Annotated in this window: 15 protein-coding genes; 5 read left to right on the top strand and 10 right to left on the bottom strand. The window is 72.6% G+C overall.

Annotation, left to right across the window (positions count from 1 at the left end; translation table 11 throughout):
• The first annotated feature begins 202 nt into the window (after positions 1-202).
• Positions 203-1,747, top strand: coding sequence for a carbohydrate-binding protein (locus ACJ73U_RS24695; RefSeq protein WP_407780080.1), 1,545 nt, complete (start codon positions 203-205; stop codon positions 1,745-1,747).
• A 73-nt stretch (positions 1,748-1,820) separates the two neighbouring features.
• Here the strand turns inward: ACJ73U_RS24695 and ACJ73U_RS24690 are convergent, their stop codons facing one another.
• Positions 1,821-2,990, bottom strand: a complete 1,170-nt coding sequence (locus tag ACJ73U_RS24690) for an acyl-CoA dehydrogenase family protein (protein WP_407780079.1) — start codon at positions 2,988-2,990, stop codon at positions 1,821-1,823.
• A gap of 92 nt (positions 2,991-3,082) precedes the next feature.
• Between ACJ73U_RS24690 and ACJ73U_RS24685 the strand changes: the two genes are divergently transcribed.
• Positions 3,083-3,970 carry a LysR family transcriptional regulator gene (locus ACJ73U_RS24685; protein ID WP_407780078.1) on the top strand — a complete coding sequence of 296 codons (888 nt, stop codon included), beginning with the start codon at positions 3,083-3,085 and terminating at the stop codon, positions 3,968-3,970.
• A 13-nt stretch (positions 3,971-3,983) separates the two neighbouring features.
• Here ACJ73U_RS24685 and ACJ73U_RS24680 read toward each other — a convergent pair whose 3' ends face one another.
• From ACJ73U_RS24680 to ACJ73U_RS24660, 5 genes are read right to left on the bottom strand one after another with little or no spacing between them, the layout of a single operon-like run.
• Positions 3,984-4,808 carry a hypothetical protein gene (locus tag ACJ73U_RS24680; protein ID WP_407780077.1) on the bottom strand — a complete coding sequence of 275 codons (825 nt, stop codon included), beginning with the start codon at positions 4,806-4,808 and terminating at the stop codon, positions 3,984-3,986.
• Positions 4,798-5,313, bottom strand: a complete 516-nt coding sequence (locus tag ACJ73U_RS24675) for a SigE family RNA polymerase sigma factor (RefSeq protein ID WP_407780076.1) — start codon at positions 5,311-5,313, stop codon at positions 4,798-4,800. The genes ACJ73U_RS24680 and ACJ73U_RS24675 overlap by 11 nt, the downstream gene beginning before the upstream one ends.
• Positions 5,314-5,354: 41 nt before the next feature.
• Complete coding sequence (locus tag ACJ73U_RS24670) at positions 5,355-6,290, bottom strand: alpha/beta hydrolase family protein (protein ID WP_407780075.1); 936 nt, start codon at positions 6,288-6,290, stop codon at positions 5,355-5,357.
• Between the two features lie 7 nt (positions 6,291-6,297).
• Positions 6,298-7,755 (bottom strand): phospholipase D-like domain-containing protein, encoded by a 1,458-nt coding sequence (locus ACJ73U_RS24665; protein ID WP_407780074.1) that lies wholly within the window; start codon positions 7,753-7,755, stop codon positions 6,298-6,300.
• 59 nt (positions 7,756-7,814) lie between these two features.
• Positions 7,815-8,003 (bottom strand): DUF3072 domain-containing protein, encoded by a 189-nt coding sequence (locus tag ACJ73U_RS24660; protein WP_407780073.1) that lies wholly within the window; start codon positions 8,001-8,003, stop codon positions 7,815-7,817.
• 137 nt (positions 8,004-8,140) lie between these two features.
• Here ACJ73U_RS24660 and ACJ73U_RS24655 point away from each other — a divergent pair, with 137 nt between their 5' ends.
• On the top strand, positions 8,141-8,773 hold the full coding sequence (locus tag ACJ73U_RS24655; RefSeq protein WP_407780072.1) for a class I SAM-dependent methyltransferase: 633 nt from the start codon (positions 8,141-8,143) through the stop codon (positions 8,771-8,773).
• Here the strand turns inward: ACJ73U_RS24655 and ACJ73U_RS24650 are convergent.
• The 3 genes from ACJ73U_RS24650 to ACJ73U_RS24640 are packed head-to-tail and all read right to left on the bottom strand — an operon-like array spanning position 8,761 to position 11,533.
• A complete protein-coding gene (locus ACJ73U_RS24650; protein ID WP_407780071.1) occupies positions 8,761-9,432 on the bottom strand; it encodes a LuxR C-terminal-related transcriptional regulator in 672 nt (223 codons plus the stop codon). The two genes, ACJ73U_RS24655 and ACJ73U_RS24650, sit on opposite strands and share 13 nt — an antisense overlap.
• Positions 9,423-11,156 (bottom strand): sensor histidine kinase, encoded by a 1,734-nt coding sequence (locus ACJ73U_RS24645; RefSeq protein ID WP_407780070.1) that lies wholly within the window; start codon positions 11,154-11,156, stop codon positions 9,423-9,425. Before ACJ73U_RS24645 ends, ACJ73U_RS24650 begins: the two co-directional genes overlap by 10 nt.
• A gap of 14 nt (positions 11,157-11,170) precedes the next feature.
• Entirely contained in the window at positions 11,171-11,533 is a 363-nt protein-coding gene (locus ACJ73U_RS24640; RefSeq protein ID WP_407780069.1) for a response regulator transcription factor, read from the bottom strand.
• A gap of 125 nt (positions 11,534-11,658) precedes the next feature.
• On the opposite strand from ACJ73U_RS24640, the gene ACJ73U_RS24635 reads away from it, so the two are divergent.
• Both ACJ73U_RS24635 and ACJ73U_RS24630 read left to right on the top strand, forming a co-directional pair.
• Positions 11,659-12,651, top strand: a complete 993-nt coding sequence (locus tag ACJ73U_RS24635) for a hypothetical protein (RefSeq protein WP_407780068.1) — start codon at positions 11,659-11,661, stop codon at positions 12,649-12,651.
• On the top strand, positions 12,648-12,998 hold the full coding sequence (locus ACJ73U_RS24630) for an effector-associated constant component EACC1 (RefSeq protein ID WP_407780067.1): 351 nt from the start codon (positions 12,648-12,650) through the stop codon (positions 12,996-12,998). Before ACJ73U_RS24635 ends, ACJ73U_RS24630 begins: the two co-directional genes overlap by 4 nt.
• 83 nt (positions 12,999-13,081) lie before the next feature.
• Here ACJ73U_RS24630 and ACJ73U_RS24625 read toward each other — a convergent pair.
• On the bottom strand, positions 13,082-14,035 hold a 954-nt coding region (locus tag ACJ73U_RS24625; protein ID WP_407780066.1), incomplete at its 5' end, for a zinc-binding dehydrogenase.

The following is a 14,035-nucleotide window of genomic DNA, read 5'->3' as shown; positions in this document are numbered from 1 at the left end:
GTTCGACAAATCGTGTCGGCCAGAGCGGCACGATTTGTCGAACTCACCGTTCCCGAGCGTTGGACACGCGGCAGCGCGACGGGGGTGATCACTGGGAGCGCTCCCAAAAACTTGCGACGAAGCATTGACAGCGCCGTGCCCGAGTCCCTAGCTTGCTAGGTAAGCGCTTTCCTGCGAGCGCTCACGACACACGGAGGCGACGATGCCCCGATTCCTGCCCGCACTCGCCGGCGCCGCCCTGGTGCTGGGGGTGCTGGCCCCCACTTCAGCGGCCGCGGCGACGACCCGGTACGAGGCCGAGACGAGCCCGTCGGTCTGCACCGGCACGATCGACAGCGACTGGGCCGGGTTCTCCGGCTCCGGTTTCTGCAACGGCACCAACGCGACCGGCGCGTACACCCAGTTCACGGTGAACGCCGCGGCCGGCACGGCAACGCTCGACGTGCGGTTCGCCAACGGCACGACGACCAGCCGGCCCGTCGACGTGCTCGTCAACGGCACCACCGCGCAGTCGGTCTCGTTCGAGAGCACGGGTGCCTGGACCAGTTGGACCACCAGGACACTGACCGTCCCCCTGAGCTCGGGCACCAACACCGTCCGGCTCAACCCGACCGGCAGCGGCGGCCTGCCGAACATCGACTACCTCGACGTCACCTCGTCGGGCACCACACCGCCGCCGGCCGGCACCCTGTACGTGGCGCCGAACGGCACGGACGGCGCGGCCGGCACGCTGGCGAGCCCGACCACCCTCCCGTCGGCACTGACCCGCGTCGCGGCCGGCGGCACGATCTTCCTGCGCGGCGGGACCTACAACTACACGCAGACGGTCACCGTCCCAGCAGACAACAGCGGCACCGCCAGTGCGCGCAAGACCCTGTCCGCCTACAACGGTGAGACGCCGGTGCTGGACTTCTCGGCCCAGACCGAGGACTCGGCGAACCGGGGCCTGGCACTGAACGGGTCGTACTGGCACGTCTACGGCGTCGTCGTCCAGCGCGCCGGCGACAACGGGATCTTCGTCGGCGGCAGCAACAACGTCATCGAGCGCACGGTGACGCGCTTCAACCGCGACTCGGGGCTGCAGCTCGCGCGGATCGCCTCCACCACGCCGCAGGCGCAGTGGCCGGCCAACAACCTCATCGTGAGCGCGGAGTCGCACGACAACGCCGACTCCGACGGCGAGGACGCCGACGGCTTCGCCCCGAAGCTCACCGTCGGTGCCGGCAACGTGTTCCGCTACACGGTGTCCCACAACAACATCGACGACGGCTACGACCTCTACACCAAGCCCGACACCGGTCCCATCGGCGTGGTGACCATCGAGGACTCGCTGTCCTACAACAACGGCACGCTCTCCGACGGCTCGCAGGCCGGCAACGGCGACCGCAACGGCTTCAAGCTCGGCGGCGAGGACATCTCGGTCAACCACGTGATCCGGCGCAACATCTCCTACCACAACGGAAAACACGGGTTCACCTACAACCGCAACCTCGGCACGATGGCGATCTCGGACAACGTCAGCATCGACAACACCGAACGCAACTACTCGTTCGACGGCGGCACGTCGGTCTTCCGCGGCAACACCTCGTGCCGCAGCGGCAGCGGGACGAACGACCGCATCACCGGCGACGCGGACAGCTCGAACCAGTTCTGGTCCGGCACCAACGGTTCCCGCTGCTCCGCCTACACCGGCGCCCTGCACTGGTCCTTCGCCGCGGACGGCCACCTCGTGGTGACGTTCGGCTAGGACCCACCCGTCACGGCGCCGAAGGACGCCTTCCGCACGTTCAGCGTGCGGAAGGCGTCCTTCGGGCGTGGGGCTACCGGCCGGCCTGCCGTACCAGGCCGCCGCCGATGATCAGGCGTTGGATCTCGCTGGTGCCCTCGTACAGGCGCAGCAGGCGCACGTCGCGGTAGATGCGTTCGACCGGGATGTCGCGCATGTAGCCGGCGCCGCCGTGGACCTGGACGGCCAGGTCGGCCACCTTGCCGGCCATCTCGGTGCAGAACAGCTTCGCCGCCGACGGCGCGATGCGGCGGTCCTCGCCGCTGGCGTAGGCGCGGGCGGCCTCGCGGACCATGGCGCGCCCGGCGAGGACGCCGGTCTGCTGGTCGGCCAGCATCGCCTGCACCAGCTGGAAGTCGCCGATCCTGGTGCCGCCCTGGGTGTTCGTGGCGGCGTAGGCGACCGACTCGTCGAGCGCGCGCTGGGCGGCGCCGACCGCGACCCCGGCGATGTGCAGCCGCCCGCGGGCCAGCGAGGTCATGGCGGCCCGGTAGCCCGCCGCCTCGTCGCCGCCGACGAGCGCGTCGGCCGGGACGCGCACGTCGTCGAGGATGACGTCGGCGGTCCAGGCGCCCTCCTGGCCCATCTTCGCGTCCTTGGGACCGACAGTGAGCCCGGGTGTGTCGGCTGGCACGAGGAACACGGCGATGCCGGGATCCCCCGGTCGCGGCTCGGCGGTGCGGGCGAAGACGACGAACAGGTCCGCGACCGGGGCGTTGGTGATGAACTGCTTGCGCCCGTCGAGCACCCAGCCGGCCCCGTCGCCGTGGCCGTCGCGGCGGGCGCGGGTGCGCAGCCCGGCGGGGTTCGACCCGGCGCCGGGCTCGGTGAGCGCGAACGAGGTGACGACCTCGCCGGACGCGAGCCGCGCCAGCCACCGCTTCTTCTGGTCGTCGGTGCCGAAGCCGACGAGCACCTGCCCGGCGATGCCGTTGTTGGTGCCGAACAGCGACCGCAGCGCGAGGGTGGTGTAGCCGAACTCCATGGCCAGCTCGACGTCCTGGGTGAGGTCGAGCCCGAGGCCGCCCCACTCGGCCGGGAGCGCGTAGCCGAACAGCCCCATCTCCGCCGCGGCCGCCCGCAGGTCGTCCGGGACCCGGTCCTCCCGCATGATCTCGATCTCGCGCGGCACGACCTCGCGCCGGATGAAGTCGTGCACCTGCCTGCGGATGAGGTCGAAGTCCTCGGCGGACACCTGCGTCATGACCTCCAGGGTTACCGCCCGGGTTGATGCTTGTCCAATACCCGTGACGTGCCGATTGTTACAGTTCTCGCATCAGTCGCGGAGGTGGTGGCGTGGACCTGCGGCAGCTGCGGGCGTTCCTGGCGGTCGCCGAGGACCTGCACTTCGGCCGCGCCGCCGACCGGCTGCACGTCGCGCAGCCCCACCTCAGCCGCACGATCCGCGCCCTTGAGGACGCGCTGGCCGCGCCGCTGTTCGACCGCACCACCCGCCGCGTGGAGCTGACCCCCGCCGGCCACGCGCTCGTCGAGCACGCCAGGACGATGGTGTCGGCCGACGACCGGGCCCGGGCGGCGGTCGCCGCCGCGCACGCCGGCCGCGGTGGCCGGGTGCGGCTCAGCTTCGCCGGGCCCTCCGCCCACGGCGTGGTCGGCCGGCTCGCCCGCGCGGTGCGGGAGCGGTACCCGCTGATCGACCTGGAGTTCCTGCCCGGCCGCTACGGCACGACCGCGGTCGCCGAACTGCTCCGCGGCGAGGCGGACCTGGCGCTCGCCCGGTTCACCGAGTCACCCGCTGGGGTCCGCGGCCGGGTCGTCGCCCAGGACCGGTGCGTGGTCGCCGTGCCGGGCGACCACCCCCTGGCCGCCCGGGAGACGCTCACGTTCGCCGACTTCCGCGGCGAGCCGATGGTCGCGTTCCCCGAGTCCTACGGCTCGGTGCTGCGCGACGTGTTCGTCGACCGCTGCCACGCCGCCGGCTTCACCCCGACCTTCGCCCAGGCGGCACCCGACTCGTGGACGTGCGTCGCACTCGTCTCCGCCGGCGTCGGCCTGCACTTCACCACCGCCAGCTCCGTCGCCCGGCTGCCGCTGGACGGGGTCGTGATCCGGGAGATCGCCGACCCCGTCCCCCCGATCCTGGTCCACCTGCTGTGGCGCGGCGCGGACGAGAACCGCGCGTTGCGGCACGTGCTCGACACCGCGGCCGAGCTGCTGGGGTGAGGTCGTGTGCCGGTCAGCCCGCCAGAGCGACAGCGAGTTCGGCAAGTTGGGCCTCGGTCAGCGGCAGGGTGTCCCGGCTGGGCCGGAGCGGGACCGCGACATCCGGCTTCGACCCGACCCCGCTGGCGAAGTTCTGCGTCTCCACGCGGTACAGCTCCCCGTCGGGCCGGTAGATCCGCACGTCCTGGATCGACAGGCCGACCGGGTCGTACCGCCGCGGCGGGTAGATCTGCGACACGGTCCCGTCGGCGAGCACGCGCCGCTTCGGCGGCTCGCAGTTGAGTGAGTCGAACGCCTGCTGGTCGGCCACCGCCAGCGGGTCCCCGGCGAAGGTGTGGACGGCGAGTGTCACGCTGCCGGTGCCGTCCGCGTCGGTGACGTCGGCGAGGTAGGAGGTGGATCGCGTCTCGATCTCGTGCACGGTCGCGTCGGGGACCACGGCCCGCAACGCGTCGGCCATCCGGTTCCGCAGGTCCGGCCCGACGGCACCGGCGTTCGAATCCCCGCCGGTGTTCGAGGGCCGGCACTCCGCCGCCCCTGACCCGGTCGATGTGGGTGCCGGCAGGTCGGCCCGCGGCCAGTCCGCCCCGGTCGGCGACGCGGTGGTCGCCGTGCCGGCCGACGGCGGCGCGTGCGGCACGGCGACCACCGCGTTCACGGCGACGGCCGTGCCCGCGATCGCGACCACCGCGGCGACCATCGCGCCGAGCTGCTGTGTCCTGCGCCGGCGCCGACCGCGCCCGACCACCTCGGCCAACCCGCCGCGCGCCGGCGGCGGTGTCCGCCCGGCCAGCTCGGTGCGCAGTGCGTCCCGGAGGCCCTGGTCCTCATCCAACATCTCGCACGCTCCGTTCGGATAGCTCGGCACCGCGGTAGGCCTCGCGCAACGCGTTCATGCCCCGTGCCAGCTGGCTCTTGACCGTCCCCGTCGAGCAGCCCAGCGTTCTGGCGACCTCCTCGACGGACAGGTCGTGCACGATCCGCAGCACCAGCGTGGCCCGCTGCCGCGGAGAGACCCGCACCAGCGCGGCCAGCAGCGACTGCCGGTCGTCGACCTGTGCCGTGTCCTCGGGCCCCGACCGTTCCGGCGGCTCGGCGACCAGGCGTTCCCTGGCCCGTCCGCGCCGTCTGGCGTCGAGGAACAGCCGCGTGACAACCGTGCGCAGGTAGGCATCCGCGTTGCCGCCGGCCACCCGCGGCCACTTGGCGTACAGCCGGACGAACCCGGCCTGCGCGATCTCCTCGGCCTCCACCCAGTCCCCGCACAGCGCGAACGCGGTGCGCCGCACCGCCTCGAACCGGGCCGAGTAGAACTCGGCGAACTCGCCGTCGAACCGGGTCACCAGGCACCCTCCCGCGGTTGTGGACGGGCTATGAACGCCGCTCACCGCGAGGAGGTTGCACGCACTCCCGAAAACCGCTCGATCCACCGCGTCAGAGTCTCGAGGTAGCCGGTGGCCAGGCGGGTCCCCGCCTCGGTATGGAGCCGGTGGTCGGCACCCGGGAAAAGCTCAACGGACGTCGTCGCGCTCGGGTGGCGGTCGGGGTGGCAGGCCGCGGCACCGAACAGGTGGACGCTGTCGGCGACGGGGACCAGTGCGTCCGCGCCGCCGAAGATCGCCAGGTGCGGGCAGCGCAGGCGCAGCACGTCCGGGAGGGGATCGTGGTCCTGCTTGCGTTTGAGGAACTCCCAGAGCGCCTCGTCCACCTGGGACCAGTAGTGGTCGGCGAACGGCGCGTTCCCGACGGCGTCGACGAGCCGCCTCGCGTGGGCGAAGTCGCTGTCGCGCCTGCCCGCCTCGACCAGGGTGTCGTACGCGGTCAGCGCGGCGGCGAGGTCCCGCGCGGTCGCGCCGCCGCGCCCCAGGGCGTTGGCCAGCGCGTGTCGTTCCTGCACCGCCGGGGTCGTCGCGGGGCAGCTGTTGGTGATTACCCAGGGCACGTCGTCCCGGCCGGCCGCGGCACGCAGGACGACCCATCCGCCCTCGCTGTGCCCGAACAGTCCCACCGTGTCGGGCCGCACTTCGGGCCGCGTGCGCAGGAAGTCCAGCGCGGCGGCCGCGTCGGCGGCCAGGTCGGCCATCGTCGCGGCCCGCCAGTCGCCGGACGACGCGCCGACCCCGCGTTTGTCGTAGGACAGCACGGCGATCCCGGCCGCCACGAGGTGCCGGCGCAGCGGCGGGAAGTAGGTGTCGTTGTCCCGGTCCGACGGCCCGGACCCGCCGACCATGACCACGCCGGCGGTCGCGCCGCGATCGGGCACGGCCAGCGAGCCGGCCAACGTGACGTCGTCGTTGGTGAACGTGACCTCCCGCGCCACCGGTCGCTCAGCCGTCCACCAGAAGGCCGCGCAGCGGGCCCTGGAGGCGGCCGGCGCGGCGGGAGACCTGGGGGAGCAGCGTCAGCCGGTGGGTGCGGGGCAGGCCGGCGCGCTCGCGGTCGGCCTGTTCCCGGGCGATGGGGCGCCACAGGTTGTCCACGACGTCGGCCGGGTCGATGTCCAGCTCGCCGGACGGGCGGCGCAGGTGCTCGGACCACAACCGCAGCCGGGTGGCGTGGATCAGCTCCCGGTCGTCGGTGGCCACGTTGACCTCGGTGTCGTTGAACAGCGAGTGCTCGTTGAGGTTCGCCGAGCCGATGGTCATCCACTCGTCGTCCACGATGCCGAGTTTGGCGTGCACGTAGACCGGGGCGGACTCGTGGCCGTCGTGCGTGCTGATGGTGGTCGCGAGCAGGCGGTGGTTGCCGTCGTCGGCGTCGACCAGGCGGCCGAGCTGGCCGCGGGTGGTGTCGGCGCCGTTGCTGGGTTTGCGCGGCAGGAGCAGGACCACGCGGAAGCGGTCGTCGGGCGGGTTGCGCAGCTTGTCGATCAGCACGTCGGCGATCTCCGGCGACCACAGGAACTGGTTCTCCAGGTACACCAGCCGCCTGGCGGACCGCAGCGCACGTAGGTAGGCGTCGAGGATCGTGAACTCGCCCCGCTCGGCGAACGCGTAGGTCCCGTCCGGCACTGTGCGCAGCAGCTGCACGTTGGTCGCGCCGGCCGGCTCCCGCGGCTTCGGCTCGGGCAGGTCCTCACCGGCGACCTCGGTCCAGCGGTGCCGGAAGTGGTTGGCCACGTCCGCCACGATGGGCCCCTCCAGCCGGGTCATCAGGTCGTGCCAGCAGATGGGCCGGTGCGGCGGGTGCTCGTTCGTGTCGTGCCGGTCGCCCTCCAGCGCGGTGAAGTCGATACCGCCGACGAACGCGAGCGTGTCGTCGACGATCACCAGCTTCTCGTGGTGGCAGTGCAGGGTGCGCTCCCGCGCGTCCAGCACGCACCGCACCCCCGTGTGCTCGGTGAACTGCCGCTGCTGGGCCTTCACCAGCCCGCGGGTCGGCTGGAACGCGGGCATCGGCGGCCCGGCCCACAGCAGCAGGCGCACGTCGACCCCGCGCTGCGCGGTCACCGCCAGCAGGTCACGCAGGGTCGGCGCGTCGGGCTCACGGGTCAGCCGGAAGTCCGGGCTCGCATGCCAGTTCGCGATGTGCACACGCGACCGCGCGTTCCTGATCGCGTCCTGGATCGCGGGCAGGGCCTCCTCACCGTCGATCAGGACCTCCAGCCGGTTCCCCGACCGAAGGGGGGACCGCGTCCCGAACCGGTCGCCGTTCCCGCTCGGCGCCAGGACGTCGCCCCACCCCAGCCGACGTAATCGGCGCTGGTGGTGCCCGCGGAGCACGTGCTCGATGCGGTCGCCGACTCGTTCGTCCACCTTGTCCAGCAGCGAGCGATATGTGTGCACACGTACATGTCACTACATCTCGCCCGGACCCGCTGAACGAGCACCGAACGGGGCGGGTGCTAACCGCGGCCGGTCTGTTCCTGCAGCTCGTCGATCAGCTCGGACGCCTGGGCCTTGGTGAGCCCGTCCGGCACCTCGACGCCGGCCTCGTGCGCCAGCGTGTGCAGGTAGGACTCCTGGGGCCCGGTCATCGGCTCGTCCCCAGTCACCCAGTCCTCGGGATCCTTGTCCGGCACCGGAGTAACCACGACTTGCTCCTCTCTCCTCGAACGCCCGTTCGAGGTACCCCAACCCGCCGCGAGCTACACCGTTTCGTCGTCGATCTTTGGTCGGACACCCTGTCGAGGCACCCGCGACCGCCGCCTCACCGCACTAGGGTTCGCCTGTGGACTGGCGAACCTGGCACGACGAGTACGACCAGCCCGGCTCGTGGATGGCCCGCCGCCTGGAGGTGGTCCAGCACTGGATCAGGGCCGTCCTGGACAGCAGCCCGCCCGGTCCGCTGCGGGTGGTCAGCCTCTGCGCGGGCCAGGGGCGCGACCTGCTGGAGGTGCTCGCCGACCATCCCCGGCGGGGCGACGTCCGGGCCCGGCTGGTCGAGCTGGACCCGCGGAACACGGCCGTCGCCGAGGAGGCCGGTGTGCCGGGGGTGGAGGTGCGGACCGCCGACGCCTCGCTCACCGAGCACTACGAGGGCATGGTGCCGGCGGACCTCGTGCTGGTGTGCGGCGTCTTCGGCAACATCACCGACGAGGACGTCCGGCGGACCGTCGGCTTCTGCACGCGGTTGACCCGGACCGGCGGCACTGTCATCTGGACCCGCCACCGCGAGCCGCCCGACCTCGTGCCGTCGGTCTGCGCGTGGTTCGAGGAGGTCGGGTTCGCCCGCGAGTGGGTCTCGCCGGCCGACGCGGACTTCGGTGTGGGCGTGCACCGCTTCACCGGGCGGCCGCGGCCACTCGGGAAGGCGCGGATGTTCACCTTCGTCGGGTACGACCGGCTGGCTCAGGAGTCCTGAAGGGGCACGGCTCGGTTGCGGTTCGCCAGGTAGCTGAGGACCACGTTCACCCGGCGGTTGCTCGACGCCTTCTCGGCGATGCCCAGCTTGCGGAAGACGTTGCCCGTGTGGGTGCCGACCGTGGTGAGGGCGATCATGAGCCGGTCCGCGATGCCCTGGTCGGACAGGCCCTCCGCCATGAGGGTCAGCACGTCCCGTTCCCGCTGGGTGAGGTGCGCGAACGGCTCGTGCACCCCGGCGGGCAGCAGCGCGGACACGACATCCGGATCGACCGCGGAGCCGCCGCCGGCGATGCGGTGCAGCACGTCGTTCAGCATGCGGGCGTTGGCCAGGTTGTCCTTGAGCAGGTAGCCGACGCCGGTCGCGGTCGTGTCGAGCAGTGCGGTGGCGTAGGTGTGCTCGATGTAGTGGGACAGCACGAGCACCGCCACGCGCGGGTACCTGGACCGGATCGCGGTGCCGAGGCGCAGCCCCTCGTCGCTGAAGGTCGGGGGGAGGCGGATGTCGAGGATGGCCACGTCGGGCATGTGCCTGGCGACCAGCGCGAGCACCTGCTCGGCACGTACGGCGGCGGCGAGCACCTCGTGCCCCAGCCTGGTCAGCAGGCTGATCAGGCCTTCGCGGGCCAGCAGCGAGTCCTCGGCGATGATCACGCGCATGGCAGCTCCGCGATGAGTGTCGTGCCCCTGCCGGGCGGGCTGTCGAGCGTGAGGTGTCCGTAGACCGCCGCGACGCGGTCGGTGAGGCCGGACAGGCCGGAACCCGGCACGGCGCCGCCGATCCCGTCGTCGGTGACGCGGACGACGAGGCGGCATGCCGAGGCGACCTCGATCCGGATCCGCAGCGACCTGGCCTCGGCATGCCGCATGGTGTTGGTGACGGCCTCGCTCACCACGAAGTAGGCGGTGGACTCGACGGCCTGGGAGAGTTTCGGCAGCTCGCCGATGTGGAGGTGGACCCGCAGCGGCACGCGGACGAGCAGCTGCTCGACGGCGGCGCGCAGGCCCTGCATCGTGAGCACGGCCGGGTGGATGCCGCGCGCCAGCTCACGCAGTTCCTGCGTCGCGCCGCGCAGCTCGATCTCCACCTCGTCGAGCAGCGCCATCGTGTCCTGGTTGGCCTGGCCGTTCAGGGACTGCCGCAGCAGGTTCAGCATCAGGCCGACGGACAGCAGCCGTTGCTGCGCGCCGTCGTGCAGGTCGCGTTCCAGTCGCCGGCGTGCGTCGTCGCCAGCGGTGACGAGCCGGGCCCGGGACGCGCGGACCTGTGCCAGCTGCTGGCGCACGGCCTCGTGCAGCCGCGTGTTCTCCAGCGCCAACCCGACCGCGGCGCTCACCGCCGCCAGCAGACCCGGCTCGGCGCGCAGTGCGGGGTCGTGCACGATCACGGCGAGGGGCTCCTCGGGATCGCCGACGACCGTGCGGCGGGCGGGCTCGAAGAGCAGTTCCTCGAACGGCGGGAAGACGATGCGCAGGTCGGGATCGTCCAGTGCGGTGGCGACCGCGTCGCGTAATCGGTCGGCCGGGGTGTACTGGGTCTGCCGGACCAGGTCGGACACCCGCGCCTCGTCGAGGCGGACGCGCACCAGCCCGACGAAGAACGCCATTGGCACCGCGACCAGCGCGGCGAACTGCGCCAGCACGAGGGTGCGGTTGACGTCCTCGGGCACGGTGACCGACAGGATGCCGACCGCGCCCAGCAGCAGGGCGGTCGCGACCATCGCGACCACGGGGAACGCCAGCACGCGCCGCTGCCGCCTGGTCGCCAGGACCATCCTGCGCCCGACCACCGCGATGCCCACCACCGTCAGCACGGCCGACCCGATCCCGGACAGCCGCGCGGTCGCCATGGCGAGGTCCGGGTGCGGCAACAGCGGCAGCGGCGCGCACACGTCGCGGCAGCGTCCCGCCGGCCGCTCCGGGCCGAAGGCCGCCAGCAGCACGACCAGCACCGCGCCGAACACGTAACAGCCGACGATCATCACGCGGCCCGGCCGGTCCCGGACCTCGCCAGACGGGTAGGCGAGGAACACGTGCGCGCCGACGGGGAGCTGCAACGCGGTCAGCGTGAACGCGACGGCCACCAGCACCCGCACCGGCCACGCGTCGGTGACCAGGGCGAACGCGGCGGGGGCGGTGCACGCCAGCAGCAGCCCGAGCCTCGTCATCAGCTCGCCCATCGGCGGGACGAACCGGGTGGCCAGGTAGCCGGCGGCCAGCCAGGCCAGGATCTGGCAGATCTCCTTGAGGTCGAAGAGGAAACCGTAGGTGCCGTAGCGGGCGGCGAGCCAGGCGTCGAACCCCGTCAGCGCCAGCCCGGCCGCCGCGGTCACGCGCCGCACGACCGTGGGCGTCAGAACCGTCTGCGTCAGGTCCGTGCGCATCGGCACCGCCCGTGTCACGAGGTCAGGCCCGCGACCTCGGCGAGGCGCGCGCCGTCGAGGTCGTCCTTGGCGAGGAACCCCGCCACCGGCGCCGCGTCGATCCGCGTGCCCAGTTCGGCGCGGGTGAGGCTGGAGATCAGCACGACCCTCGGCGGCGCGGGGAGTGCGGCGAGCTGTGTGGCGACCACGAAACCATCCATGTCAGGCAGCAGCACATCGAGTACTACCACGTCCGGGAGCAGTTTCTCAGCCATGGCAAGGGCTTCCTCGCCGTTTGCCGCTTCGCCGACGACGTTGAGCCCGCCCACCTCCAGCAACCGGCGCGCGACGCGCCGGAACCCGGCGTGGTCGTCGACGAGGAGGATGCCCGCATGCACGGCCCCATGGTGCGGCTCGGCCGCCCCGTACGGATCTTTGCGGCCCGAATCTCGTGGTTTCCCAGGAGGCGCCTGGTGAGGAGTGCGACCACTGTTGGTGACTGGCGCCCGCTTGGAGGTTTTCGTTGGCCAGTCCCGTTCTCCCGCTGCCCGCCGGGTTCGCGGTCCTCGGGCGCCTCGACGAGGATCGCGTCGCCGCGGTGTACCTGATCGGGGACGTGGCCGGCGGCGAGGCGGTGCTGACCGTCGCCAAGGGGCCGGTGTCCGAGGACGACCGAACGGCGTACCAGCGGTGGGCGGGCGCGCTGCTCGCCGTCGCCGAGGACGTGACCGTCGCCCGTGTCCTCGCCGCGGACGTCACCTCGGACGGCAGGCCGTTCCTGGTGACCGAGACCGGCGCGGTGCTCGCCGACCGGCTCGGCGAGGACGGCCCGCTCCCGGTGGCAGCCGGGGTGGCGTACGGCCACGCGCTGGCCGACGCCCTGTCGCGGGCCCATGCGGCCGGTATCCCGCACGGGGCCGTGCGACCGGTGACGGTCCTGGTCACGGGAGACGGGGCCCGGCTGGCCGGATTCGGTGGCGTGGCACCGGGCCTGGCCGTCGCCACCGCCGCCGACGCGTACACGCCGCCGGAGCTGCTCCCGGCCGCGTCCGTCGGGCAGGCGGTGGCGACCGCGGCCGGGGACGTCTACGCGCTCGGCGTCACGCTCCACGTGGCACTGGGCGGCACGCTGCCGTGGCAGGACGTGCCGCTCGACCCCGCCGCCCGCGGCGCGCCGCTGGCGGCGACCCCGACGGTGCGCGGGCAGTTGCTCGACCTGCTGCGTGCGACGACCTGCGCCGACCCCGGCTTCCGGCCGACTGCGCGGCGGGTGCGGGCGTGGCTGGCGGGCATCGATCCGGCCGGCCCCCGCGAGCACCGCACCATCCCCCGGGAACTGTTGGCGGGGCGAGGAGTGCGCAAGGTCGGTCGTCGTGCCGCCGCCCCGATGGCCGGCACGGGCGGTCCGCTGGCCGTCCGCACCGGCTCGGCCGCCCGTCCCGCCGTGGCCACCGCGTGGGAGGACGTGCCGCTGGATGACCCGCTGCCCTGCCATCCCAGAAAGGACGTGTCGTGACCCCGACCGTCGCCCGTCTCCGGCTGCTCACCGGCGACCACGACGACCTGCTGTCCCTGCACGCGTGGCTCACGGCCGAGGACGCGCTGCGCGGCAGTGTGCTCGTGGAGCGGGCCCGGCCGCGCGACCACCAGACCGGCACGATCACCGACGTCCTCGTGATCGCCCTGGGTGCCGGCGGCGCGGTGACGGCGTTGGCCAGGTCCGTCGCGGTCTGGTTGCGCCACCACGCCGGCGTGACCATCGAGGTCCGCGACTCCCACGGCCCGATGGTCGAGCTGGCGGCCAACGGCGCGGCCGACGTCGAGGACCTCATCGAGTCGACCCTGGACACGCGCAGGGGTTAGCTCGGTCCGACCTCCCCGGCATCGCGCGGGCGCACCTGTCCGGCACGTCGCCGAACAGCTGCGCCCGCGAAGGCGTCCCCGGCTCAGGTCCCGGGGCGCATGACCACCTTCTCGCAGTTGTCCTGCTTGTGCTTGAAGATGTCGAAGCCGTGCGGTGCCTCGTCGAGCCGCAGCCGGTGGGTGATGATCCGCGTCGGGTCGATCTCGCCGCGTTCGATGAGTGCCAGCAGCGGCTTCAGGTAGCGCTGCACGTGGCACTGGCCGGTGCGCAGCGTCAGCGACCGGTTCATCCAGGCGCCGGCGGGGAACTTGTCCATGAGCCCGCCGTAGACGCCGACCACCGACACGATCCCGCCGCTGCGGCAGGACAGGATGGCCTGCCGCAGCGCGTGCGGCCGCTCGGTCTCCGACCGCACCGCCTGCTTGGCCCGGTCGTACAGGTTGACGTGCCCGGCGCCGTGCGTGGCCTCCAGGCCGACGGCGTCGATGCACTTGTCGGGACCGCGCCCGCCGGTCAGCTCCAGCAGCCGGGACCGGACGTCGACCTCGTCGAAGTTGATGGTGGTGTAGCCGGCGCGCTCGGCCATCTCGAGCCGGTACGGCTCCTTGTCGATCGCGATGACCGACGCCGCGCCCAGCACCCGCGCGCTGTCCAGGGCGAGCTGCCCGACCGGCCCCGCACCCCAGACCGCGACGACGTCGCTCGGCTGGATGTCGCACATCTCGGCACCCATGTACGCGGTCGGCAGAACGTCCGACAGGAACAGCACCTGCTCGTCGGTCAGGTCGGACTCCACGCGCAGCGGGCCGACGTCCGCGAACGGCACCCGCGCGTACTCCGCCTGGCCGCCGGCGAACCCGCCGGTCAGGTGGGAGTAGCCGAAGATGCCCGCGACCGGGTGACCGAACAGCTTCTCGGCGATGCCCGCGTTCGGGTTCGTGTTCTCGCAGCACGAGTACAGCTCGGCGGCGCACGCGGCACAGGCGCCGCACGCGATCGGGAACGGGACGACGACCCGGTCGCCGACCTTGAGCTT

The sequence above is a fragment of the Actinophytocola sp. genome (genome assembly GCF_045807065.1).
Classification (GTDB): domain Bacteria; phylum Actinomycetota; class Actinomycetes; order Mycobacteriales; family Pseudonocardiaceae; genus Actinophytocola.
The sequence above is the reverse complement of the archived record's forward strand: the minus strand, read 5'-3'. Positions and strand labels throughout refer to the sequence as shown.

Bases quoted from the DNA above. Each gene is read 5' to 3' on its own strand.
- ACJ73U_RS24695 (WP_407780080.1), top strand. From the start codon at position 203: ATGCCCCGATTCCTGCCCGCACTCGCCGGCGCCGCCCTGGTGCTGGGG.
- ACJ73U_RS24690 (WP_407780079.1), bottom strand. From the start codon at position 2,990: ATGACGCAGGTGTCCGCCGAGGACTTCGACCTCATCCGCAGGCAGGTG.
- ACJ73U_RS24680 (WP_407780077.1), bottom strand. From the start codon at position 4,808: ATGTTGGATGAGGACCAGGGCCTCCGGGACGCACTGCGCACCGAGCTG.
- ACJ73U_RS24650 (WP_407780071.1), bottom strand. From the start codon at position 9,432: ATGCGCGTGATCATCGCCGAGGACTCGCTGCTGGCCCGCGAAGGCCTG.
- ACJ73U_RS24645 (WP_407780070.1), bottom strand. From the start codon at position 11,156: ATGCGCACGGACCTGACGCAGACGGTTCTGACGCCCACGGTCGTGCGG.